This is a genomic window from Gammaproteobacteria bacterium, assembly GCA_009838035.1.
GTDB lineage: Bacteria > Pseudomonadota > Gammaproteobacteria > Steroidobacterales > Foliamicaceae > Foliamicus.
On record VXSK01000002.1, the window covers coordinates 491,780 to 514,400 of the forward strand.

The window sequence follows — 22,621 nt, forward strand, 5'->3', positions numbered from 1 at the left end:
GCCGTACCCAACGGCTATCCGGACACCGGCAGCGGCTCAGGCCGCCGCCGCGCGCTTCGCCAAATCGGCAAACGCCTCCCGGTAATGCACCGCGATATGGGCCAGTACCTTCCGGTCCAGTTCGATTTCCGCCTTTCGCAATCCGCTCATGAAACGGCTGTACGACATGCCGTGCTGCCGCGCCGCGGCGTTGATGCGCATGATCCACAGCGCGCGGAAATTGCGCTTGCGCTGACGCCGGTCCCGGTAGGCGTACTGGCCGGCCTTGGTGACGGCCTGGCGCGCCACCCGGTAGGAGCGGCTGCGCGCGCCCTGGTAGCCCTTGGCCTTCTTCAGGACTTTCTTGTGCCTTGCATGCGTTGTGACGCCACGTTTGACCCTGGCCATAGTGAATTCCTCCGGCTTACGCGTAGGGGAGAAGCCGCTTGGCGTTCTCCACGTCCGCTTTCGCCACCGTGGCGGGAGAGCCCAGCTTGCGCTTGCGCTTGCTGCTCTTCTTGGTGAGGATGTGATTGAGATGCGAGCGGGCGCGCTTGAACGAGCCGCCCCCGGTGCGCCTCAGGCGCTTGGCCGCGCCGCGATTGGTTTTCTGCTTTGGCATATCGTCTTTCAGGCTCTCTATCGGCTCAATTTTTCTTGCGCGGCGCCATCACCATCGTGAGCTGCCGCCCTTCCAGTTTCGGCTCCTGTTCCACCAGCGCGACTTCGCTCAGGTCCTCGCGCACCCGGTCCAGCAACTTCGCGCCCAGATCCTGGTGCACCATTTCCCGTCCACGGAAGCGCAAGGTGATCTTGGTCTTGTCGCCGTGCTCCAGAAACCGCAACACGTTGCGCAACTTGACGTCGTAATCACCCTTGTCCGTACCGGGACGCAGCTTGATCTCCTTGACCTGAATCTGCTTCTGCCGCTTCCTTGCCGCGTGCGCCCGCTTGTTCTGCTCGAATACGTAGCGGCCGTAGTCGAGTATCTTGCAAACGGGAGGCGTGGCGTTGGGGTCCACTTCAACGAGGTCGAGACCTCGTTCCTGGGCGGTACGAAGCGCATCCTCGCGATTCATGACGCCGATCTGCTTGGAATCCTCGCCGATTACGCGAAGCTCGTAGGCTTCGATCTCCTCGTTGCGAAGAATCCGCTTCTTTTGAGCGATATTGATATCCTCCGGGCAGCTAAGTTCTCATCAATGCCTTGCGGGGCGCCCGATCCTCAAGCCGCTGTCCTGGCCATGAAATCATCGAGAGACATGGCGCCGAGATCGCCGTCCTCGCGGGACCGCACGGCTACAGTGCCCTCCCTGGCCTCACGATCACCGATCACCAGGAGGTAGGGAACACCCTGCAAAGTGTGGTCGCGGATTTTATAGCCTATTGTTTCGCTTCTCAAGTCGGCATCGGCGCGCAATCCCGCGTCCTGCAAGGCATTCAGCACCTGCCGGGCGTAGGCCTCCTGGCGCTCGGTAATGGCCAGCACGACCGTCTGCACCGGCGCCAGCCAGAGCGGAAACTTGCCCGCGTAATGCTCGATCAGGATGCCGAAGAAGCGCTCCAGCGACCCCAGCAGGGCCCGGTGAATCATGATCGGCCTGCGCCGCGCTCCGTCGGCAGCGACATATTCCAGTTCGAAGCGTTCCGGCAGATTGAAGTCGAGCTGCACGGTCGAGCACTGCCACTCGCGGCCGATGGCGTCGCGGATCTTGATGTCGATCTTGGGTCCGTAGAAGGCGCCCCCGCCCGGATCGACTTCGTAGCTCATCCCCTTCTCGTTGAGCGCCGATTCCAGCGCCGCGGTCGCCCGGTCCCAGATATCCGGCGTGCCGACGGCCTTTTCGGGCCGTGTCGCCAGCACCACGTTGAGTTCCTCGAAACCGAAGGCCCCGAAAAGTTCCAGGGCCAGGTCCAGGATCCGCAGGATCTCGTCGGCGATCTGGTCCTCGGTGCAGAAAATATGGGCGTCGTCCTGGGTGAAGCCGCGCACGCGCATCAGCCCGTGCAGCGCGCCGGACATCTCGCGCCGGTAAACGGTCCCCAGCTCCGCCCAGCGCATCGGCAGCTCGCGGTGCGAGCGCAGCCGGTTGCGGTAGATGAGGATGTGAAACGGGCAGTTCATGGGCCGTAACTGGTAGCCCCTGCCCTCCTCCTCCACCGGCGAATACATCGACTCGCGGTAGAAGTCGGTGTGGCCGGAGCGGTCCCATAGGTCCTCCAGCGCGATATGCGGCGTGTACAGCAGCTCGTAGCCGGCCTGCTCGTGCCGTTCGCGCCAGAAGTCCTCGATCACCCGGCGGATGCGGGCGCCCTTCGGATGCCAGAAGACCAGGCCGCCGCCGGCGTCCTCCTGGATGCTGAACAGGTCCAGGTCGGTGCCGATGCGCCGGTGGTCGCGCTTTGCCGCCTCCTCCAGGCGCCTGAGGTAGGCCTTGAGCGACTTCGAATCGGCCCAGGCGGTGCCGTAGATGCGGCGCAGTTGCTCGTTGGACGAATCCCCGCGCCAGTAGGCGCCCGCTGTGCGGGTCAGCTTGAAGGCCTTGAGGTGCCCGGTGGAGGGCACATGCGGACCGCGGCAGAGGTCCTTCCATTCGCCCTGGCCGTACAGCGTGATGGCCTCGTCCGCCGGAATGCCGGCGATGATCTCGGCCTTGTAGTGCTCGCCGATGGACCTGAAATACTCCACGGCGTCGTCGCGGGCCACGGTCTCGCGCGACACGGGCAGGTCGGCCTTCGCCAGTTCCTTCATGCGCTTTTCGATGCTCTCGAGGTCTTCGGGAGTGAACCCGCGCTCGTAGGAAAAATCGTAGTAGAAACCGTCGTCGATCACCGGCCCTATCGTGACCTGGGCGCCGGGGAAAAGCTGCTGGACGGCCTGCGCCAGCAGGTGCGCGGTGGAGTGGCGCAGCACTTCCAGCCCGTCCGCGTCGCGGGCGGTCACGATCGCGACGTCGGCGTCGTTTTCGATGCGGAAATCGGTGTCGACGAGCTCCCCGCCTACCCTACCGGCCAGCGCCGCGCGCGCCAGTCCGGGGCCGATATCGGCGGCCACGTCGGCCACGCTGGGAGGCTCGTCGTAGGAGCGGCTGCTGCCGTCGGGAAGCGTTATTTCCGGCATCCGGCGATTGTACGGGAGATGCGCCGGCGCAGCTCGTTCCTTTGGCTGCGCCGGCGCTCGCTCGGGCCCCTGCGTCATGGGGCCCCGGGATCCCCCGCCGCTTCAGGGGGGAGGGAGGGGTCTATCTATTCGTCGGCGGCGGGGTTTTCGGATTGCTCCTGCTTGTAACGGTTACGCATCATGCGCCGGGCCATGTCCCTTCTGCGGTCCATGCCGCGCCCACGGTCCATGCCGCGGCTCCAGCCTCTTCGCTCGGCGCTGCGGCGCATGATCGCGCGCTCTTTCATGCCCTCGCGCATATCGGAGAGCTTTGCGTTCTGTTCCTCGGTCAGCACGGCGGACAGCCGTTCCCGGGTCGCCTCGTTGATCGACTGGGTCTGTTGCCACCGGGCCTTGCGTTGCTCGATGGCGGCCTTTCGCTCTTCCCTGGCCTGCTCCCTGAGGGCCTCGCGCTGCTCCTGCGCCTCGGCATAGATCTCGTTCACCTGCGCCTTCTGCTCGTCGTTCAGCTCCAGCTTCTCGCCGAGCCAGTCGGCCCGCTGCGCGGCGGGGTCGTGGGCCTGGGCGGCGGTGGCGCCGAGCGCCAGGAACACGGCGGCGGACGTGGTCAGAATCTTCCTCATCGGTCTGTCTCCTTTCTTCAGGTCATGGCCGTAACGGCCCGTCTCGCTCTATGGATGCCGCAAACCGCAAGACGGTTGCGTTTCAGTCGGAATGAGGCCCTGGCCGGTCTTTCGCGCTGCGGCGCCTTTCGACCGTTTCGAGATAGTCCGGCCCTTCGTCGAACTCGGGCGAGACGTCGAAAAGAGGGTTCCTTGCCCGGGCGTGGGCGATGTAATCCTCGCCCAGGTCTTCCAGTGTGAACACCTTGGTGCTCTCGAAGTGCCAGACCATGTAGCCTTCTACGTCGGCCATGTCGAGCCAGTGGCTGAAGCTGCCGACGAACCAGCCGGCGCGCACGGCCGGGGACTGGACGGCGCTCTCGTCCAGCGCCACCCCGGCCGGAGCGAAGTAGGTGTAGGTTTCGTAGATGGGCCGTCTCGCAACCGGAGCGAACTTCTCGATTTCGAACAGGCGGATCGAGCCGTTGTCCACCCGCCAATCCAGGTCCAGCGGCTGGTCGTCGTACATTTCCGGAAATCGCGCCCTGCTGTTCGGAAAGTAGCTGCCCCTGGGGGTGAACACCTCGCCGTCCTGGCGCCGCTGCAGGGCCGGCTCGAGCCGGACCGTCCGGCCGGTCAGCGGATTCTCGAACGCGTCGATGAAAGCGCCGGTTTCGGGGTCGATAAAGAAATTGATGGACGACGGGTAGCGGCGGTAGATCCCCTGCCCGTCGGGCCGCCACCAGGACCTCTCGCCGCCGCGGCTTTCAAGCAAGGGCGTCACGCCGTCGGGCGTCAGCGCGTATATGCGGCTGGCCCCCTGCCAGTAACTCTCCCCTTCGTCGGTGCGTCCCAGGATGCGCACCCTGGCGGCGTTCTGTTCGACCGGGTCCGTCGGCAAATCCCGCGCATGTTCGCCGGCACCGGCCTCCCTCCAGGGCAGAACCGCGGGCCCCAGGCCCATGGCGGCGATCAACGCCGTGGCATCGCGCCGCGTAACCACGGCGGCCCGGCCGCTCAGGACCCCACCTCGGTGATGTCCAGGCTGACCGTCTCGAAGATCGAGCCGTAGGCCGCGCCGAATACGAGATCCATGCGCAGCAGGATACGATCCTCCTTCGTCAGCCACACCTTTGTGCCGCTGACCATCTCGAACTTGTCCGCCTTGAAAGTCTTGCCGTCGGCAATGGTGATCTCCTCCTCGCCGAGATACGTGTATTGAGACAGGGCGATTACGCCGACCATCGTGCCGTGCAGGGTGCCTCCCATCCAGTAGATGCCGTGAGGCTGCTTGCCCGGTGCGTCGAAGTCGTAGTGGAGGAAATGAAGCCCGTCGGCCGAGGCCGGACCGACTCCGATGGAATCCAGCCGGGCGAGAGCCTTCACTTCTTCCCGGATCATGCCTTCGCCGGCCCGCTCGAACCGGAGATCGGAGGCCGCCACGTCCACGCTGTCTTCCCGCTTCACGGCATAGGCCGAACCGATGACGCCATTCCTGGTCCAGGTATTGAGAAAAGCCTCCCGCGTGTCGCCCTTCGGATCGACCCAGACCATCGCGTGGCGCGCCTGGCCGAAACGCATGTTGTCGGACACCACGTGCATGTAGCGGCTGCCGTCCGCATGGATGTACATGGTCCAGTATTCGGTGGCGTAGCGGGCGTTGTCCCTGGACGGCTCCCGGCATTCGGTGGCGCCCCGGGCTATTTTGACGATGCCCGGCGAGCGGTCTTCGGGCTCGATGATTTCCACCTGGGCCGGTGCGTATAGGGGCGCCGCAAGAAGCGCAACGAAAATGAGTCCGCTTGAGAATTGAATGCGCATGGACAGGGTTTTCTCCTGAGGTCGAACTGGCGGCGCAAGCCGCGCCTTATGCGGGAGCGGGAGTGAGGGCGAGGACGCGCAGGGGGCTGCCGGAGCCTTCCTCCAGCTTGAGCGGCGCCGTGAACAGGACCGCGCCGGTGGGCGGCAGCCGGTCCAGGTTGTTCAGGCACTGCAAGCCGTACTTGCCGGCGCCGTGCATGTAGTAGTGGCACGGGAAAGGCGGGTTCAGGCGCTGCGCCTGGCCGCTGTCGGTGCCGATAGTCTCGGTGCCGAAACCCAGCACGTCGCGCTCGTCCACCAGAAAGCGCACGCAATCCACGTCCGGACCCGGCGTATGCTGGCCGATCTCGTCGAAATTCTGAAACGCCACCGGATCGTTCACCCGGCGCGCCCAGCCGGTATGCATCAGCACCCATGAGCCGGCCGGGATCCGGCCATGCTCGGCCTCCCATACCTCCAGGCGCTCGCGGGTCAGCAGAAAGTCGGCGTCGCGCTCGGTATCCTCGGTGCAGTCGATTACGCAGGCCGGCGCGATCATGTGCTCGGGCGGAATCGTATCGACCGAGTTGTTCGGCAGCTCGCGCCCGGAAACCCAGTGGATAGGCGCATCGAAGTGTGTTCCGGTGTGCTCGCAGAGCGTGAAGTTGTTCCAGTACCAGGCGGGGCCGCGGCCGTCGTAGCGGGAAATCTCCTCGCTTCGGTATGGCAGCGCCTGGCCCATTTCCGGCGGAAGGCTGAGCTGGGGGAAGGACGGGCCCAGCGTGTGCGTCAGGTCGACAACCTTGAGCTTGTCCGCGGCGATTCCCGCCAGCAGGTCCTGGAGCAGTTCGGTCACAGCGTCAGTGAACCCACGGAGGTGCCGCCGCAAACGTAGAGCGCCTGGCCGGTCACGAAGCCGTTGCCGCGGTCGAGGAAGAACAGGGCGGCGCGGGCGACGTCATCGGGCCGGCCCAGGCGCCCGATCGGAATGGAGGAAGCCAGCTTGCCGGCGCGTTCGCTACCGGGAGGCACGACATCGTCGAACATTTCGGTCTCGGCGATCGGGCCCGGCAGGATGACGTTGGCGGTCACCTTCAGCGGGGCCAGTTCCAGCGCCCAGGTGCGCGCCAGGCCCAGCATGCCGGCCTTGGTGGACGCGTAGGCGGTGCGTTTGGCCAGCCCCACGACCGCGCGGCTGGACATCAGCACGATGCGGCCCCAGCCGGCCTCGCGCATGCAGTCGAGATTCGCCTGCACCATCGCCACGGCGGCCCCCATGTGCAGGCGCGCCAGCGCGTCCATGTCTTCCTGCGTGACTTCCGACAACGGCCTTTCGCGGATCACGCCCGCGTTGTGCACCAGGCGATTGGCCGGAACGCTCCCGGCGGCTTCCTCGAAGGCCTGCCGGGTCGCTTCCGGATCGGACAGATCGACCGCAATGGATTTCACTGCGGCGGAATCGGTCGCGGCGGGCCGGCGCGAGAAGCAGATCACCTCGCTGCCCTGTTCCACCAGAATGTCCACGAGACGGGCGCCGATGCCCGAGCTCGCGCCCGTCAGCCAGACCCGCTCCCCGCTCATGCCGTCTGCGACTCCAGCGCCAGTTCGCGTTCCAGCACCTTGGGGTTGTCCTTCCATCGCTCCAGCCATTCCTTCGCCACGTCCCCGGGAAACAGGTCCTCGACGCCGTCGCGCAATCCCTGGACGATGTCCCTCGCCAGCCGTTCCGGCGCCAGCTTGGGCGGCGGCAGGGGCTGGTTCCATTCCTCGTCGATGGGGCCGGGAAATACGTTCACGACCCGGATTCCGGCGTCCTGCATCTCCGCGCGCAGGCATTGCGACAGCGACAGCGCCGCGGCCTTCGAAGCCGAATACGTGCCCTGCGGCGGATAGTTGCTCAGCGCGTAAACGCTCAGCACGTTCACCCAGGCCGTGGCCGACGCGCCGCCGTCGGCGCCGCGCGCGCGCATGGCCGGGCCGAAAGCCTGGGCCAGGCGCAGGAGCCCCAGGTAGTTGACCTCCATTTCCCGCCGGGCCAGTTCCGCCCCGCCGCTGCCGGCAATGCCCTGGGTCCGGTGCACCTCGGCGTTGTTGATGAGAATGTCCACCCGCCCGCCGATCTCCGCGCCGATGCGCTTGACGCCGCGTTCGTCGGTCAGGTCCAGCGGTATGACGGTGACCTGATCCAGCTTCTCGATGGCGTCCTGGCCCGCGTATTTCTTCCACGGCTCGGCCTGGCCCACCCAGATGACGGCCGCGCCGGCCGCCGCAAGCTCCCGGACCAGTGCCTGGCCGACCCGGCTCTTGCCGTCGGTCACCAGCACCTTGCGGTGTTCGGGGTCGCAGGAGAATTCCCCGTGACGTGGATCCGTGCTCATGTCTCCCAACTCGTCCGCGGGGAGCGCCACCAGCACGCCTCGGCCCGCCTTGTCCAGTTTAGCCGTAACGCGCACGGCGGCGGGCGGCGGCGGGCAATCGCGGTGCAGGTGTGCGACGACCACCGGCCCTTCCTCGAGCCGGGTCAATCCCAGCCGCCAGGGCAGGCGCTCGCGATAGAAAGGATCGTTGCTGTGGTGCAGGGTCGTGTGCGCGAGCAGCTCGCCGCGGCCCGACATCGGCGTCCAGAGCAAATCTTCGGACAGGCAGCGGCGACAACTGTCCGCCGGCGGGTACTGCACCTGGCCGCAGGACTCGCAACGCTGCAGCGAAAAGCGCCCTTCCGCTGCCTGCGCCGTCAGGCCCAGCGCCGTGCGGCTGCGCGGCATCGGCGGCGTCAGCGGCTGCCGCGTGCGCAGGATGGGGTTCTTGAGGCGGGGCCGGGCGCGCATGGCTCAGGAGCGGGCAAGGACGGCGGCGGCGCTGCACAGGCCGCGGTCGTAGTTGATCATGCCGAAACCGGAGACCGCGCCATGCGTGGCGTCGGCAACCTGCTTCCCCAGCGGGCGGCGAAGGAGTTGGCGCAACGCCTCCACGAGCCCAAGGAATCCGCCGGCGGCGCCGGCCTGGCCCATCGACAACTGGCCGCCGCAGGTGTTCAGCGGACAGTCGCCGTCATAAGCGAATTCATGCGCGCGGACGAATGCCGCGCCCTCGCCGGAGGGACAGAAGCCCAGCTCCTCGATCTGCATCAGCGTGATCACCGGATAGTCGTCGTAGGCCTGGAAGAAATCCATGTCGCCCGGGCCCACGCCCGCCTGCGCCCAGAGTTCGTCGCGGTCCAGCTCCCAGCCCCCGCGCATCTGCACCGGGTCGTCGGGAAAAGCGTTGTGCCGTTCGATCGCGCCCAGCAGCCGCACGGAGTCCAGACCCAGGGCTTCGGCGCGCTCCGCCGTCATGACGAGGTAGCCGTCCGCCCCGGCACAGGGCATGACGCAGTCGAACAGGTGCAGCGGCTCGGCTATGACCCGCGCTCCAAGGTAATCGTCAAGATCGAGCGGCTTGCGCAGCAATGCAAGAGGGTTGTCCATGGCATTGCGACGCTGGGCCACGCACAACTTGCCGAAGTCCTCCCGCTCGACGCCGAACTGCCGCATCCACCAGTCGGTGATGAAGGCGAAGCTGGCGTTGGGGCCGCCCGATCCGTACGGATAGACGGCGTCCTGGGCGAAGCGGCTGAAGGTGGAAAGCGTGCGCCGGAACGTGTCCACGTGATTGGTGTCGCCGGCGATGCAGGCAACGATCTCCGCGTCGCCGGACTGCACCGCGCGGGCCGCCCGCCTCAAACAGACGACGCCGGAAGCGCCGCCCATGGGCACGTGGTCCAGCCAGCGCAGGGACATCCCGAGGTGCTGGGTCAGGCCCACCGCGGTGTCCGGGCCGAGTGTAAAGCTGGATATGCCCAAGCCGTCGATGTCGTCCTTTTTCAGACCGGTGTCCTTCAGCAGCGCCGCCAGCGCCCGGGCGATCCACCAGTGCGCGTCGCGCGTCGAATAGCGCCGGTACGGAACGGTCACCGGCGCGGCCAGCGCAACGCCCTCGTAGCCTTGCCGGCTCATGCCGCTCGCGATGGGGCAGACTTTTTCATTGAGCGCAGGTCCAGGCAGTCGGCACGATCCGTCAAGTCCGCGGCCAATGACTTGAGCGCCGCCCGGTCTAGCTTTTCCGTCGTGGTGTGGGGCAAGGCATCGACGAACGCGACGTACCCGGGCGCCTTGAAATAGGCAAGCCGCTTGAGGCAGTAGCGCACCAGCTCTTCCGCCAGCAATTGCGCGTCGCCGGAGTCCGCGCTCCCGCCCTTCGGCCTGATGCAGGCGAACACCTCGTCTCCGCGGATCTCGTCGGGCGCCGCCACGACGCCCGCTTCGGCGACGGCATCATGCTCGGCCAGCACCCCTTCGACCTCCACGGCGGCGATGTTCTCGCCGCTGCGCCGGATCATGTTGCTCTTGCGGTCGACGAAGTGCATGTCGCCGTCGGCGTCGCGCGCCACGATGTCCCCGGTGTGGAACCATCCGCCCTCCCAGGCGGCCTCGGTCGTCGCGGCGTCCTTGAAATAGCCCGAGAAAAAGCCCAGCCGGGGATCGCCGCCGGCATGGCGCACCCACAACTCGCCCGGCTGATCCACCCGCACCTCATTCGCCTGGTCATCGACGATGCGCGCGTCCACCGCCGGCAATGGCCGGCCGAAACAGGCTGTGCCGCGCTTGCGCGGCTCGTGGTTGGCGATCATCGCGGCACTCGCGCCGGTCTCGGTCATCGCCCAGGCTTCCACCAGCGGGAACCCGAAGCGCTCCTCGAACGGCACATGCTGGCGGCTTCCGACCCCGGCGCCGAACCCGAAACGCACGCCGTGGCGGCGCTCGTCCGGGTCCTCCTCCAGCTTGAGCAGGATCGCCGGCATCACGCCCAGGTAATGGACGATGGTCGCGCCGGATTCCCGGACTTCCCGCCACCAGCTCCGCGGGTGGAACCGGTCCAGCGGCACGATACAGCCGCCGTTGACCAGCATGACCATGGTCGAGCAGGCCATTGCGTTCATGTGGTGCATGGGCAGCGGCGTGATCACGCAATCTCCATCCCTGTCCAGCGCGCACAAGCCGCCCAGCGCCGTGTACCAGTCGCCGATCATCGTGAAATAGCGGTTGCTGAGCATGCAGCCCTTGGGCTTGCCCGTGGTCCCCGACGTGTACAGCAGGGCGCACTCGCGGTCGGCGGGGTCCTCGGGCTGCTGCCCGCCCCCGGGCCGCGACGGCAGTTTCGGAAGGTCCTCGCCGAGCGCCCGCACCGGCACGTCCAGCCCTTCCTGCCTCACGACGTCCCGCAGCTCGGCCACCCGTGTCGGCAAAGCGATCACGAGCCGTGATTCGCTGTGCGCCAGAGCATAACCAAGCTCGGCCGACCGCCAGGCCGGGTTCAGCGGCGCCGCCGATATGCCCAGCGCGTTCAGCGCCAGCCAGTGCAGGAACATCTCCGGGCGGTTCTCCAGCAGCAGCGCCACCCGTTGCGGACCGCCGTCGGCGATCCCGGAGAAATCGCCGATCAGCGCCTGCGTGCGGTCCCAGGCCTCGGCATAACTCAGGTCGCCCGCCTCGATGCCCGTCCGCTCGGCCGTGTCCCGCGTAATTCGGAGAAACGGCTTGTCGCCGTGCCGCGCCGCCGCGTCCTCCAGCACGCGCGCCACGGTGCACGGAGCCGCGACGCTCACAGGAAAAGCTGTATGGAAGGCAGCGCCGCGTCGCGGTTCAGCAATTCGATGCGCTTGACCGCGATCTTCAGACGATCATCCTCGAGGCGAAGATCGTGGTGCGCCACGCCGCCGAGTACGAACTGCTCATCCAGCCGCGTCTCGAGATAGACGAAGGGCGTGCGCATCGCATACTCGCCCGCATCGTCGTTCCGCTCGACGACCTCGGGGCGCTGCAGCACGTGCTGGCAAAAGCTCGGCTGCTGCTGCGAATGCGACAGCGGGTTCTTCAGCCGCTCGATGCGAACCTTCAGCAGAAACCTGTCCTCGCAGAACAGCGACGTGTGACTGTGCGGATCCGTCTGACCGCGCACCAGCGGCATCCAGTACAACGCGTCCTCGGCAAACAACTCGTACCACTCGTCCAGCCGCTTCTCGTCGATCAGCCGCGCCTCCCGGTACACGAACCGCGCCAACTCCCCCTCGCCGGGCCCCTTCCTAGTCATGGGGAAGCATGTACTTGAGCCAGGCGCGGAACTGGCCGCGCATCGAGACTTCGCTCGTGCCGTTGTACATGCCCGCGATGCCGTCCCGCTCGGCGGGATCGTAGTTCCGATGCAGGCTCACCCATTCGTTGCCCTGCGCGTGCAGTCCCTTCTGGATTTCGCTGTAGCAGTGCAGGTCGTCGTGCCCGACCACCGAGGTCGGCGCGTTGATCAGCCGCGAATACGTCATCGTGCGCTTGAGCAGTTCCTCCGGCGCGCCGACCAGGCGAAACGTCCAGCTTTCCAGCACCGTCCTGTTGGACGCCAGCGGACGCGCGACGCGGATCGCCTGGATCGCGCCCTTGATCGTGAGGCTCGGAAAATAGACCGTGTTGTGCCGGTTCTCGCCGAGGATCGCGTGGGCGCGTTTCTCGCCGTAGGCTTCGATCATCCGCCGCTCGTACTCCGGCTCCGCCGAGTACTTCGAGTGAATCGAGAATTTCACGCCCGTATAGGAGTGGCCGTTCTCGTAAATCTTCACGCCCATGTTGTCGAAGAAGTCGTAGTCGTTGACGAAAGGCGCGAACTGCTGAACCACCATCGGCGGCTCTCCGCCGTCGCCCTCCTCCTCCCAGAGCCGCTTGGCGATGCCGGCCGACGACTGGTGCGCCACCATCGGGTGCATCGCGTCGTTCAGATTCTCCACGAACATCTTCCAGTTGCAGTCGTGGTCGTAGCGCAGCACGCCGCCGGCGATCTCCAGCCGGCCCTCCGGCGAGCGGTCGGCCATGTTGTCGATCGAACTCAGGGAATCGCCGAAGTAGTCGTGAAAATCCGGCCCCTCGTTGCTGAGCCGCACGAACACGAAGCCCCGGTAGATTTGCTGATTGGGGACCGGCGTCAGCCCCTGCCAGTGGGCCGAATCGGAGATCTCCGTTCCCCGGTAACCGCCTTTCATCGGAACCGTCCTGAGGCTGCCGTCCAGGCGATAGGTCCAGCCGTGGTACGGACATCTGAGCGTGCTCCCGCAATTCCCTTCCACCGCGCTGACCACCCGGGTGCCCTTGTGCGCGCATCGATTGAGGAACACCCGCACCTCGTCGTCGCGCCCCCGCAGCATCACCAGCGGCGAACCGGCGATGTCCGCGGTATAGAAATCGCCCGGCTTCGGCACCTGGCTGTCGTGCCCCATGTAGATCCAGGTGTTGCGCCACAGGCGTTCCAGTTCCAGCTCGTAGAGTTCCTCGGATATGTACAGGTCGCGATGCACGGCGTCGGGCCGGACCAGGGCGCTCAGTGCGTCGGGGTTGCTGGCGTATGAACGGGCGGTCATCGTCTCGTGCGAATTCGCTTGGTCGGCAGATTCTAGCCCCGGCAGACCCCGACAAGGCGCAATGGGCGGTGGCGAACTGTCGAAAAACTGAAACGAAGACCTTCCGCCCTACCAATCAATCCGGGCTCGCGAGCGATGCTGAACTATGCCCAGCGCCTGGCGGTGTATTTGACAATCTCGTTGCCTTCCAGGACGCGGGTTGAATTGTTCATCCGAACATAGAGCGCGCCTTCCTTCATCGACTTCGATTTTTTCACAAATGTGGGGCTGGCCGCCGCCTCTACATCCAGGACGCAAACGTGCCGACCTTCTACCTTTTTGAGGCTGATAGTCGTCAAGGCTGCGGCGGCTGAGCCCATGGAGCTTTCAATTCTGCTTGTCAGGGTTCTGACGTATTTATCGACGCTCCAGTTCTTTAATTCAAGATCTTCTTGTATGCCCAGCACCTCGCCGTCATCACTCATGCCGATAATTAGCGATCCGCCTCTCGCGTTGAGGAAGCCGGCAACGGGCTTCAGAACCGATCCCTCAAAGAGATGAGTTTCCGGGATTTGCGTCTTGTTATAGTCGTAGAAAGCTGAGGACTTGTACTCAAGCTGCTCGGATTCCTCGCCCTCAAGAATCTTCACTCTAGCCCGCTGTTCAGCCACAATTTCCGAAGTAATAACGCTGACCGGAATTGCAAGCATTCCGTAGCCAAGAATCATGACGAAGGATTCCAACACTTGACCGGCTGGCGTAAGTGGGTTTAGTTCGGAATGCCCTACCGTTGTCAGGGTGGCAATGCCCCAGTAGATGCCCGCGGGAATGTGGGCGAACCCACTTTCCGGACCTTCAATCATGTACATAAGAGAACCGACCACTACGGCAATAAGAACTGCCCCAACAAGGAACGCGGCGATTCTGTAGCGGGACTCGGCTAGCGCGTTGCCAATGACCTTTCCCGCCCGCGCAAATCGACTTAAGCGAAATACGCGGAAGATGCGGAGTAGCCGCAGCACGCGCAACGCGGCAAACGTTTGCAAGCCCGGGAAAAGAAGCGCGAGGTAGGTCGGAACGATGGATAGGAAATCGATAAGCCCGAACGTGCTAAAGGCAAATCGCAGCGCTCTTGGATGGCACCAGAGCCGGATAATGTACTCAATACTGAAGATCAGCGTAAAGGCAATCTCAACAATGCGTAGACGGGCGGTCCAAGGGGAATCGGCTGACTGACTGGATTCGACTATTACGGTCAGAACGCTCAACAGAATCGCAGCGAACAGAACGGTATCAAATATCCTGGCCGCCCTGCTCGTGCCGCCAAAAAGAACCGCATAGGCGCGGTCCCGGGCGCTGCCCTTTCTTTCATCGGCCATACCCACTCCCCCAATTCCCCCTAAAGCGGGACCCGCTTTATAGCATGTTTATTCGGTAATACCTAAGGTAAAGCTCCCTGTTACTCTCCCAGCAGCGAAGCGCATTCGGCTGCCAAAGAGGCGTTCGTTCAATCTCGCCGAATTCCGAGCCGCGCTGCCAACCAGCAACTAGAGGACAAGATGCCTTCGTTCCCCGGATATGATTACGCGCTCTGTTGGGGGTTGCGGGTCCGTTCGTGAAGAAATTGCTGCGCATCTTCGGATTGACCATTGCCTGGGCGGTGGGCGGCGTGGTTGGCCTGGTGCTGCTGATCGTGCTTGGTTTCCTGGTCGCAAAGCCGACCGAAACCATCCGGTTATTCGGCCAGTTCGCTGGAAACCGTCCCGGTCATATGCAACGGGTCCCCGGAACCCCGGAGCAGCCGCTTCCCCAGGCCTCTTTCGGCGAACGCGCCTTGTCCATCGAAAGCCTGCAGGCGGCCATGGCCTACGGCGCCGAAACCGGGTCCGACGCGCTGATCGTCTGGCGCGGCGGCCGCATTCAGCTCGAGCACTATTACGAAGGCGCCGACGAAAACACGCTGACCTCAACCCAGTCCATGCACAAGTCGGTGGTCGCCCTGCTGGTGGGCGTTGCGATCGCCGAGGGGCACATCGGCTCCGCGGACGACCCGATCAGCCGTTATCTACCCGAGTGGGCCGACGACGAGCGAGCCGCAATCACGATTCGCCAGGCGCTCTGGCAAAGCAGCGGAATCGATTTCCCGACCTTCGCCTTCGGCAGCCTGGGATCGATGATGGGCCTGCTGATCGGCCAGGACATGCGTCCGATCACTTTCGAGCAACAGGCCGTGGAGCCGCCGGCCACAAGTTTCGAATACAACAGCATCAATCCGCTGGTGCTGGGCCTGGTCATCGAAAACGCCACCGGCCGGCCGTATGCGGAATACCTGTCCGAAGCGCTCTGGAAGCCGTTGGGCGCGGGCGACGGCTGGGTGCAGATGGACACCGAGGGCGGCATGGCCCGAAGCTACTGCTGCCTGGACATTCCGGCCCGCGGCTGGCTGCGGTTCGGCCTGCTGCACCTCGAGAACGGCCGCGCGAGCGGGCGCCAGGTCGTGCCGGAGGACTGGATCGCGGCGGTCCGCACGCCCGGCCCCAACAATCCGAACTACGGTTTCCTGACCTGGCTGGGCACGGAGCACATGGAGCAGCGTGCCTACAATTCAAAAGCTTCGCTGCGGGCGTTCCACTCGGAACCGTTCGCCGCCGGCGACGTGGCCTATTTCGACGGCTTCGGCGGGCAGCGCGTCTATATCATTCCGAGCGCCGACATGGTGATCGTGCGCACCGGCGCGCTGGCCATGGACTGGGACGACTCGCGTCTGCCCAACCTGTTGCTGGCGGGACTGAGATGAAAGGGAGCAAGGCAATGACGACAAGACTCTGGCTCGCCGCCGTGACGCTGATCGCGGTGGGCGCGACGGCCGCCCAGGACCAGCCGAATACGCAAATGACGCCCGAGGAAATCCAGGCCCGGGTGGACTGGGTCAACGAAGTGGAGGCGCAGGACTTCCACTTCTGGCGGCGCTGGCGCGACCAGCCCGACCAGACCGCGTTCCGCCAGCCCCAGACCTGGTACAACCCGATGATCCTGGTGGACGGGGGCGTGTCGCAGCCGTTCTTTCCCGGCGCCGATCCGGACGAGCCGCCCACCATCGATCCCGAGGCCGTCGCCGCCGCTTCGAGCTACGCCATGGAGCGGGAAACGCAGGCCTTCATGATCTATCACAAGGGCAAGATCCGTCACGCGGAGTTCATGGAAGGATTTCACGAGAGCTCGCCGATCAGCTCCCATTCGTGGGTGAAGACCCTGCACGGAATCGTCGCCGGCTTCGCGCTGGCCGATGGCGACATCGGGAGCCTCGACGATCCGGTCGAGAACTACATCCACGAGTGGAAAGGCGATCCGCGCGGGCAGATCACGGTGCGCCAGGTGCTCCACAACACCACCGGCCTGGAACTGCCGTTCGGTCAGCGCGGCCAGGGCCCGCAGCCGTACGCCAAGAGCATGCAACTGGTGGAGGGGAGCGATATTTACGGTACCGTGCTTTCGTTCGAGCTGGCTGAGGAACCGGGCACGACCTTTGCCCACAACAACCCCAACACGCAGCTCGCCGGCATGATCATCCACCGGGCCACCGGCAGGAACTTCGCGCACTACCTCGGGGAGAAGTTCTGGCGGCCGCTGGGCGCGCAGCGCGGCGCCATGCGCCTGGATGGCCTGGAGGGCAACGTCATCTCGTATTGCTGCTTCCTTTCGGCGCCGGCCGACTGGATGCGGGTCGCGCACCTGCTGATGAACGACGGCAAGCTGCCGGACGGCACGCAGCTGCTGCCGGACGGCTGGGTGGACGAAATGCTCACCGGCTCGGAACCCAATCCGAACTACGGTTTTCAGATCTGGACCGACACGGTGTTCATGGAGCGGCGCCCCTACTACCCGAGCATGCCCCCGAACTTCGCCAACTATCACTCGGAGCCCTTTGCCGTCGACGACCTGTTCTACCTGGACGGCGGCGGCAAGGTGCGGGTCTGGATCAGCCCCAAGCTCGACCTCATCGTGCTGCGCATGGGCTATCCGCCGCCGCGCGACAAGGGCTTCGACGAAGCCATCATCCCCAACGCCGTCATTCGCGGCATCCTGTAGTTTTCGTGGGCGGTCAGGTGGCGGCCAACCGGAACAAGACTCGTCCAACCGGCGCTGGAGTCGGATCGTTTCTGGACGCCGTTGAAAACGAACGCCGGCGGGAGGACGCGCGAACGATCAATGCCATGATGGAGCGGATCACCGGCTGGGAGCCGAGGATGTGGGGACCGAGCATCGTGGGATTCGGCGAGTATCACTACCGCTACGAAAGCGGCCGCGAAGGCGACTTTCTCATCACCGGATTTTCGCCGCGCAAGAATGCGCTTACGATCTACATCATGCCGGGGTTCGCGCGCTACGATGCGCTGATGGCCAGGCTGGGAAAATTCAAGACGGGCAGGTCCTGCCTGTATATAAACAAACTCGACGATGTGGACCTTTCGGTTCTGGAGGAACTGATTGCGTCATCCGTGCAATACATGGTCGGGAAATATGGAGCGACATGAAATGATCTATCGCGCTGCAGCGGCATTCGCCCTTGCCGCCATCGTATGGCAGTTGCCGGCTTCGCCCGCCGGCGCGCAGGAGCGCCTGACCCGCGAGGCGCTGGCCGGGGCCGACTACGTGCGGGGCCGGCTGGCCTTTCAGCAGCGCTGCAGCGCCTGCCACACGCTCGCCGAGGACGCCCTGCACCTGGCCGGACCCAATCTGTGGGAGGTTATCGGCCGGACCGCCGGCACCCGGGAGGAATTCAGCTATTCAGAAACGCTCAGGGAGGCCGAATTCGCCTGGACGCCGGACCGCGTGGATGAATGGCTTGCCAACCCCGACGACTATCTGCCGGGCAACACGATGCTGATCCCCGAACCGGTGCCGGATCGGGACCGCCTCCCGATGATCTCGTTCATGATGATGGAAACCGGCGGCGCCGACTGGCCGCGCCCCGAAATCGACATCGCCGCGCTCGAAACGCCCAGGGGCGAATCGCCCGCCGAGCGCTTCCCGAGCTTCTGGAACCACCTGATGCACAACACCACCCGTTACCGCTGGGTGGACGACGAGCAGGAATTCGTCTTCGACGCCTACTACAACAAGGACGGCTCGGTCAGTTCCAATATGGAGGGCGTGGACGGCTTCTGGCACATCGACGACCGCGATTTCTTCTGCTACGCCCTGCAGGGGTTGCCGATACGGCCGAACTACTTCGTCCAGTGCTTCCCGGTGGCGGCCATGGCCATACCGCGCTTCTCCGAACAGTTGTGGCAATCGCCGATGTACGGCGGAGCGGTACTCTACGGGGGTATTCTTCCCGGCCGGCCGACGGACGACGCGGAGACAGCCGCGCCCGAGTAAGCGTGCGGCCCCGAAACAAGAAGGAGACAACATGCTCAAGCGCATACTCAGAGGACTTGCCAAGACCGGCAAGTGGACGCTGATCGTCATTGCCGTAATCGGCGTGCTGGTCTATCTGCCTTCGCGGCTCGGCTGGTACGGCATCTACGCCAAGCGTTACGTCATCTCGCTGTCCGGCAATCCCATGAGCCCCGCACGCGCCTGGTATGACCCGCAGGAATTGGTGGCCGGCAGCGACTTCGTGCCGCTGGAGGCCTGGACGGCGGGTGAAAACCCGATCGATCCGGCCATATACGAGGAAGCCGCCTCATGGGCCGGGCAGCAAAGAAGCGATTCGCTGGTGGTGCTCTACAAGGGACGGCTGGCGCATGCCAGTTATTTCAACGACCAGGCCCCCGAGTCTGAATTCAGCACCCACTCGCTGACCAAGGTCCTGACCTCGATACTCGTGGGCCACGCCATCGCCGACGGCCACATGGAGTCCGTCGATCAGCCGGCTGCGGATTTTCTTCCGGAATGGGACACGGACGAACGCCGCGGCATCACCGTTCGCGATCTCCTGAACATGGCCGGGGGCCTCGAGGAAACCTTCGCCTTCTATCCGGGCTCGGCGCGCCTGGCGCGCACGATGGGAACCGACATCGTTACCGCCAACCTCGACGTGGGAATCTACGCGCCCCCGGGAACGGCGTTCTCGCACGCCAATCCCAACAGCCAGGTGGCCGGAATCGTGGTGGAGCGCGCGATCGACATGCGTTTCGCCGACTACCTGTCCGAGAAGCTCTGGGAGCCGCTGGGGCTGCGCGACGGCTGGCTGCTGCTGGACCGCGAGGACGGCATGGTGCACACCGACTGCTGCATGTGGACCGCGATCGAGGACTGGGCGCTCATCGGCCAGGCGCTGATGCAGAACGGCTGCTACGCGGGCGAGCAGGTCATTCCCGCCGGCTGGGTGGACGAAATGACCACGCCCTCGGCGGCCAACAAAAACTACGGGATGCAGCTATGGCTGGGAACGTCCCATGAGCCCCTGCGCAAATACGACCCGAGCATCGAGTTCATGGGGAACGTGCATTCGGAGCCGTTCGTGGCCGATGACGTGTTCTTCCTCGACGGCGCCGGTGACCAGCGGCTTTACATGATCCCGTCGCGGGAACTGGTGATCCTGCGCACCGGGAAGGACGGCCCCGAGTGGGACGACGCCGTGCTGCCCAACCTGTTCACGCGGGCCGTGGACTCGATCGGTGGCCAGCCCGCGGAAACGCTCCCCACGCGCGCCGACCTGAACGCCGCCTGCCTCGGCTCAGGATAGGTCGTGGCCGACGCAGAGCACTGTGCATCCGCCCTCGCTGGCGGATTCGGCCGGCACGTTTAGCGCCGTTCCGGCGCGCCAGATCAGGAACGCTCCCTCCCGCAGCGCCAGAACGCGCCGCGCCCCGTTCTCCGTTAGTTGAACGCAGAGGTCGCCGGCAATCACAAACAGCCAGGGCGACGGTCCTTTACCCGGCGCCTGCACGGGTTCGGGCGATCCGCTCCAGTCGGCGGGAACGTGCACAAGTCTGACCGCGCCGGAGTTCTCTACGGCCTCGGCCAACGGCTTCCGCTTCCAGCCCGACGCCGAGTCATGCGCCTGCCAGGCGACCTCCGCCGTATCGAACAGCCGGGCGTCGGAAAAATCGGTGCGGTCGGCATCGGCGCTATCATCAAAGGAAAGTTCAACCGATTCCATCGGAGCGTCCGGTTCGGCCACGCCGGTGCCAGGGCCTGTGTTCCAGTACAGCAGCACGCATCCGGTTTCGGACAGCGGCTCGGGCATGAGCCCGTGAATGCTCTTCGGCGGCCGGTCCATGAACAGGTGGCGACGGAACACGATCATCTCGCCCTCGCGGTCCCTGGTCGAGGAAAACTCCCAATGCGGAAAGTCGCCGCCCAGCGCGTAGGCCCGTTCCGTCACGGTCCTGTGGTAATGGCGGTGCGGCAGTTCGATCACCCTCGGTATGGCGCCGGGCGGCACGTAGTCCATACGGACCTCGGACCGGGTGGCGTCGTCGAAAACCAGCAGCCGGCGCTTGAATCCGGGAATTCCCGGGTTGTCCTCCCAGGGCACAGCGTTGGTATCAAGGGATGTAAAAGACGCAGCGGTCATCTCTTCATTCTCCATTTCACAGACCTTGCCCGGACGGACATCCCGTCCGGCGCGAAGATAACACGGGGGGCGCACAAGGCGCCTTGCGCCCGAATGCGAAGTCCAGACTATCCGTAATTTGACGAACAGACATATGGCCATATACTGCTGGTATGGCCATACCAACTATCAAGTCAACCTATACCCTCGATGTGGGTTCAGTCCGCGCGCTTGAATCGCTGGCGCAGCGATGGAAGGTCTCCAAGTCTGAAGTACTCCGAAGGGCCATTCGCCTGGCAGCGTCCACTGCTTACCCGGAGAAAGCAGGCCCCCTGCACGCGCTGGACCGATTGCAATCCTCCGTGAGGGAGCGGGGAGTTGATCTATCGGGGTGGGAGCAGGAAGTGAACGTGGAGCGCCTCGAAACCGGCAAGCGGGTGCTTTCGAAAACGCAATGATCCAGTTGGACACCAGCTTCCTGATTCGCGCCCTTATCCGCGGGTCGCAGGAAGACCGGAGATTGCGGAGGTGGGTCGAAACCGGCGAACCATTGAGCATGAGCGCAGTTGCCTGGGCCGAACTGCTGTGCGGGCCACTCACGCCGGATGAGCTGGAATTCGCTGCGGAAGTCGTGGAGCGGCGCCACGAGTTCACGGAGGAGCAAGCCGCAATCGCAGCCCGCCTGTTCAACGAATCGGGCCGCCGCCGGGGGTCTTTGCCGGATTGCATGATTGCGGCCGCGGCCCTGTTTCACGGCGCGGTCCTTGCCACCGCAAATGAAGCCGATTTTCGCCGGCTCGAAGACTCGGGAGTTACCCTGGCGAGCTGATTAGCCTCGATAGCAACGGCGTTCAGACGACGCCGTAGGCCAGCATGGCCTCGGCGACCTTCGTATAGCCGCCGATATTGGCGCCCCGGCAGTAGTTGATGAAGCCGGACTCTTCGCCATGGCGAACGCACTGTTCGTGAATGTGGCGAATGATGTCGTGCAGCTTCGTGTTCACCTCTCCGCGGGACCAGCTGAACCGCTGGCTGTTCTGGCTCATCTCCAGTCCCGAAACGGCGACGCCGCCCGCGTTGGCGGCCTTTCCCGGCATGTGGGGCACGCGGGCCTCCGCCAGGAATTTCATCGCTGCCGGCGTGCTGGGCATGTTCGCGCCCTCGGCGACGGCGCGGCACCCGCCTTCGACCAGGCTGCGTGCATCCGGCTCGTCGAGCTCATTCTGCGTGGCGCAGGGAAAGGCCAGGTCGCAGGGCACCGCCCAGGGGCGCTCCCCGGCATGGAAATCGCAGCCGAATTCCTTCGCGTATTCCTCGATTCGGCCGCGCCGCGACAGCTTCAGGTCGTAAACCCAGGCGAACTTGTCCGTGTCGATACCGGCCGGGTCATGCACGAACCCGGACGAGTCGGAGAGCGTAACGACCTTCGCGCCCATGTGGATCAGCCGCTGGCAGCAATGCAGGGCCACGTTTCCCGAACCCGATACGACGCAGGTCCTGCCGTTCAGTTCCTCGTTCTTCAGCGCCAGCATCTCTTCCATCATGTAGACCACGCCGTAACCGGTGGCTTCCGGGCGCATGTAGGAGCCGCCGAACTCCAGCGCCTTTCCGGTAAGCACGGCTTCGAAAGCGTTCTGGAGGCGCTTGTACTGGCCGAACAGGTAACCGATTTCCCGATCGCCGACGCCGATGTCGCCCGCCGGCACGTCGGTGTTGGGGCCGATGTGCCGGTGCAGCTCGGTCATGAAAGCCTGGCAGAACCGCATGATCTCGGCGTCGGAGCGGCCCTTGGGGTCGAAATCGGAGCCGCCCTTGGCGCCGCCGATGGGCAGGCCGGTCAGGCTGTTCTTGAAGGTCTGTTCGAAAGCGAGGAATTTCAGGATGCTCTGGTTGACCGACGGATGGAAGCGCAGGCCGCCCTTGTAGGGCCCGATCGCATTGTTCCACTGGACGCGGTAGCCGCGGTTGATATGGATCCGGCGGCGGTCGGTTTCCCATACCACGCGGAAGGAAACGACCCGGTCCGGCTCCGCGAGCCGCTCGAATACCCGCGCCTCGCGGAACAGCGGGTTTTCCGCCTCGAAGGGAATGATGTCGACAGCGACTTCCCGGACCGCCTGGTGGAACTCCGTCTCGCCCGGGTTCCGCCGCACCACGCCGGCCATGAACGATTCGAGCGAGAAGTCCGTCAT

The 22,621-nt window shown here is 64.8% G+C and carries 22 protein-coding genes; 6 read left to right on the plus strand and 16 right to left on the minus strand.

What is annotated here, in order from left to right:
• Nucleotides 1-36 precede the first annotated feature (36 nt).
• The 14 genes from rplT to F4Y72_02295 form a co-directional block, all read right to left on the minus strand.
• On the minus strand, nt 37-387 hold the full coding sequence (gene rplT / locus F4Y72_02230) for a 50S ribosomal protein L20 (GenBank protein MXZ27103.1): 351 nt from the start codon (nt 385-387) through the stop codon (nt 37-39).
• 16 nt (nt 388-403) lie between these two features.
• Entirely contained in the window at nt 404-601 is a 198-nt protein-coding gene (rpmI, locus tag F4Y72_02235; GenBank protein ID MXZ27104.1) for a 50S ribosomal protein L35, read from the minus strand.
• Between the two features lie 25 nt (nt 602-626).
• Entirely contained in the window at nt 627-1,154 is a 528-nt protein-coding gene (infC, locus tag F4Y72_02240) for a translation initiation factor IF-3 (GenBank protein MXZ27105.1), read from the minus strand.
• 50 nt (nt 1,155-1,204) lie between these two features.
• The gene (thrS, locus tag F4Y72_02245; protein ID MXZ27106.1) at nt 1,205-3,100 is read right to left on the minus strand and encodes a threonine--tRNA ligase; all 1,896 of its coding nucleotides are present in this window, start codon (nt 3,098-3,100) and stop codon (nt 1,205-1,207) included.
• A 125-nt stretch (nt 3,101-3,225) separates the two neighbouring features.
• Nucleotides 3,226-3,723: a hypothetical protein gene (locus F4Y72_02250; protein MXZ27107.1), complete on the minus strand. Its 498-nt coding sequence runs from the start codon at nt 3,721-3,723 to the stop codon at nt 3,226-3,228.
• Between the two features lie 82 nt (nt 3,724-3,805).
• Nucleotides 3,806-5,386: a DUF1838 domain-containing protein gene (locus F4Y72_02255; protein MXZ27108.1), complete on the minus strand. Its 1,581-nt coding sequence runs from the start codon at nt 5,384-5,386 to the stop codon at nt 3,806-3,808.
• A 183-nt stretch (nt 5,387-5,569) separates the two neighbouring features.
• A complete protein-coding gene (locus F4Y72_02260; protein MXZ27109.1) occupies nt 5,570-6,358 on the minus strand; it encodes a cyclase family protein in 789 nt (262 codons plus the stop codon).
• The gene (locus tag F4Y72_02265) at nt 6,355-7,083 is read right to left on the minus strand and encodes an SDR family oxidoreductase (protein MXZ27110.1); all 729 of its coding nucleotides are present in this window, start codon (nt 7,081-7,083) and stop codon (nt 6,355-6,357) included. The genes F4Y72_02260 and F4Y72_02265 overlap by 4 nt, the downstream gene beginning before the upstream one ends.
• The gene (locus F4Y72_02270) at nt 7,080-8,330 is read right to left on the minus strand and encodes an SDR family NAD(P)-dependent oxidoreductase (protein ID MXZ27111.1); all 1,251 of its coding nucleotides are present in this window, start codon (nt 8,328-8,330) and stop codon (nt 7,080-7,082) included. The genes F4Y72_02265 and F4Y72_02270 overlap by 4 nt, the downstream gene beginning before the upstream one ends.
• 3 nt (nt 8,331-8,333) lie before the next feature.
• A complete protein-coding gene (locus tag F4Y72_02275; GenBank protein ID MXZ27112.1) occupies nt 8,334-9,497 on the minus strand; it encodes a thiolase family protein in 1,164 nt (387 codons plus the stop codon).
• Complete coding sequence (locus F4Y72_02280; GenBank protein ID MXZ27113.1) at nt 9,494-11,122, minus strand: ATP-dependent acyl-CoA ligase; 1,629 nt, start codon at nt 11,120-11,122, stop codon at nt 9,494-9,496. The genes F4Y72_02275 and F4Y72_02280 overlap by 4 nt, the downstream gene beginning before the upstream one ends.
• 20 nt (nt 11,123-11,142) lie before the next feature.
• Nucleotides 11,143-11,631: an aromatic-ring-hydroxylating dioxygenase subunit beta gene (locus tag F4Y72_02285; protein ID MXZ27114.1), complete on the minus strand. Its 489-nt coding sequence runs from the start codon at nt 11,629-11,631 to the stop codon at nt 11,143-11,145.
• A complete protein-coding gene (locus tag F4Y72_02290; GenBank protein ID MXZ27115.1) occupies nt 11,624-12,943 on the minus strand; it encodes a Rieske 2Fe-2S domain-containing protein in 1,320 nt (439 codons plus the stop codon). The genes F4Y72_02285 and F4Y72_02290 overlap by 8 nt, the downstream gene beginning before the upstream one ends.
• Nucleotides 12,944-13,086: 143 nt before the next feature.
• Nucleotides 13,087-14,301, minus strand: a complete 1,215-nt coding sequence (locus tag F4Y72_02295) for a hypothetical protein (protein MXZ27116.1) — start codon at nt 14,299-14,301, stop codon at nt 13,087-13,089.
• Between the two features lie 236 nt (nt 14,302-14,537).
• Here F4Y72_02295 and F4Y72_02300 point away from each other — a divergent pair, with 236 nt between their 5' ends.
• The 5 genes from F4Y72_02300 to F4Y72_02320 are packed head-to-tail and all read left to right on the plus strand — an operon-like array spanning nt 14,538 to nt 19,616.
• Nucleotides 14,538-15,719, plus strand: a complete 1,182-nt coding sequence (locus tag F4Y72_02300; GenBank protein ID MXZ27117.1) for a serine hydrolase — start codon at nt 14,538-14,540, stop codon at nt 15,717-15,719.
• A 14-nt stretch (nt 15,720-15,733) separates the two neighbouring features.
• Nucleotides 15,734-17,011: a serine hydrolase gene (locus F4Y72_02305; GenBank protein MXZ27118.1), complete on the plus strand. Its 1,278-nt coding sequence runs from the start codon at nt 15,734-15,736 to the stop codon at nt 17,009-17,011.
• Nucleotides 17,012-17,028: 17 nt separating this feature from the next.
• Complete coding sequence (locus F4Y72_02310; protein MXZ27119.1) at nt 17,029-17,457, plus strand: DUF1801 domain-containing protein; 429 nt, start codon at nt 17,029-17,031, stop codon at nt 17,455-17,457.
• A complete protein-coding gene (locus F4Y72_02315; GenBank protein ID MXZ27120.1) occupies nt 17,444-18,304 on the plus strand; it encodes a c-type cytochrome in 861 nt (286 codons plus the stop codon). The genes F4Y72_02310 and F4Y72_02315 overlap by 14 nt, the downstream gene beginning before the upstream one ends.
• Before the next feature lie 31 nt (nt 18,305-18,335).
• Nucleotides 18,336-19,616, plus strand: coding sequence for a serine hydrolase (locus tag F4Y72_02320; GenBank protein MXZ27121.1), 1,281 nt, complete (start codon nt 18,336-18,338; stop codon nt 19,614-19,616).
• Here F4Y72_02320 and F4Y72_02325 read toward each other — a convergent pair.
• Entirely contained in the window at nt 19,608-20,450 is an 843-nt protein-coding gene (locus tag F4Y72_02325) for a hypothetical protein (protein MXZ27122.1), read from the minus strand. The genes F4Y72_02320 and F4Y72_02325 overlap by 9 nt on opposite strands.
• Nucleotides 20,451-20,883: 433 nt before the next feature.
• Here F4Y72_02325 and F4Y72_02330 point away from each other — a divergent pair, with 433 nt between their 5' ends.
• Nucleotides 20,884-21,258, plus strand: a complete 375-nt coding sequence (locus F4Y72_02330; GenBank protein ID MXZ27123.1) for a type II toxin-antitoxin system VapC family toxin — start codon at nt 20,884-20,886, stop codon at nt 21,256-21,258.
• A 22-nt stretch (nt 21,259-21,280) separates the two neighbouring features.
• On the opposite strand, the gene F4Y72_02335 is transcribed toward F4Y72_02330, so the two are convergent.
• Nucleotides 21,281-22,594 carry an NADP-specific glutamate dehydrogenase gene (locus F4Y72_02335; GenBank protein ID MXZ27124.1) on the minus strand — a complete coding sequence of 438 codons (1,314 nt, stop codon included), beginning with the start codon at nt 22,592-22,594 and terminating at the stop codon, nt 21,281-21,283.
• Nucleotides 22,595-22,621: the final 27 nt, after the last annotated feature.

Bases quoted from the DNA above. Each gene is read 5' to 3' on its own strand.
- F4Y72_02265 (MXZ27110.1), bottom strand. From the start codon at position 7,083: ATGAGCGGGGAGCGGGTCTGGCTGACGGGCGCGAGCTCGGGCATCGGC.
- F4Y72_02315 (MXZ27120.1), top strand. From the start codon at position 17,444: ATGGAGCGACATGAAATGATCTATCGCGCTGCAGCGGCATTCGCCCTT.
- F4Y72_02330 (MXZ27123.1), top strand. From the start codon at position 20,884: ATGATCCAGTTGGACACCAGCTTCCTGATTCGCGCCCTTATCCGCGGG.
- F4Y72_02290 (MXZ27115.1), bottom strand. From the start codon at position 12,943: ATGACCGCCCGTTCATACGCCAGCAACCCCGACGCACTGAGCGCCCTG.
- F4Y72_02285 (MXZ27114.1), bottom strand. From the start codon at position 11,631: ATGACTAGGAAGGGGCCCGGCGAGGGGGAGTTGGCGCGGTTCGTGTAC.
- F4Y72_02305 (MXZ27118.1), top strand. From the start codon at position 15,734: ATGACGACAAGACTCTGGCTCGCCGCCGTGACGCTGATCGCGGTGGGC.
- thrS (MXZ27106.1), bottom strand. From the start codon at position 3,100: ATGCCGGAAATAACGCTTCCCGACGGCAGCAGCCGCTCCTACGACGAG.
- F4Y72_02325 (MXZ27122.1), bottom strand. From the start codon at position 20,450: ATGACCGCTGCGTCTTTTACATCCCTTGATACCAACGCTGTGCCCTGG.
- F4Y72_02255 (MXZ27108.1), bottom strand. From the start codon at position 5,386: ATGCCGGGAGCCGTCCAGGGACAACGCCCGCTACGCCACCGAATACTG.
- rplT (MXZ27103.1), bottom strand. From the start codon at position 387: ATGGCCAGGGTCAAACGTGGCGTCACAACGCATGCAAGGCACAAGAAA.
- F4Y72_02320 (MXZ27121.1), top strand. From the start codon at position 18,336: ATGCTCAAGCGCATACTCAGAGGACTTGCCAAGACCGGCAAGTGGACG.
- F4Y72_02335 (MXZ27124.1), bottom strand. From the start codon at position 22,594: ATGGCCGGCGTGGTGCGGCGGAACCCGGGCGAGACGGAGTTCCACCAG.
- F4Y72_02250 (MXZ27107.1), bottom strand. From the start codon at position 3,723: ATGAGGAAGATTCTGACCACGTCCGCCGCCGTGTTCCTGGCGCTCGGC.
- rpmI (MXZ27104.1), bottom strand. From the start codon at position 601: ATGCCAAAGCAGAAAACCAATCGCGGCGCGGCCAAGCGCCTGAGGCGC.
- F4Y72_02275 (MXZ27112.1), bottom strand. From the start codon at position 9,497: ATGAGCCGGCAAGGCTACGAGGGCGTTGCGCTGGCCGCGCCGGTGACC.
- F4Y72_02295 (MXZ27116.1), bottom strand. From the start codon at position 14,301: ATGGCCGATGAAAGAAAGGGCAGCGCCCGGGACCGCGCCTATGCGGTT.
- F4Y72_02270 (MXZ27111.1), bottom strand. From the start codon at position 8,330: ATGCGCGCCCGGCCCCGCCTCAAGAACCCCATCCTGCGCACGCGGCAG.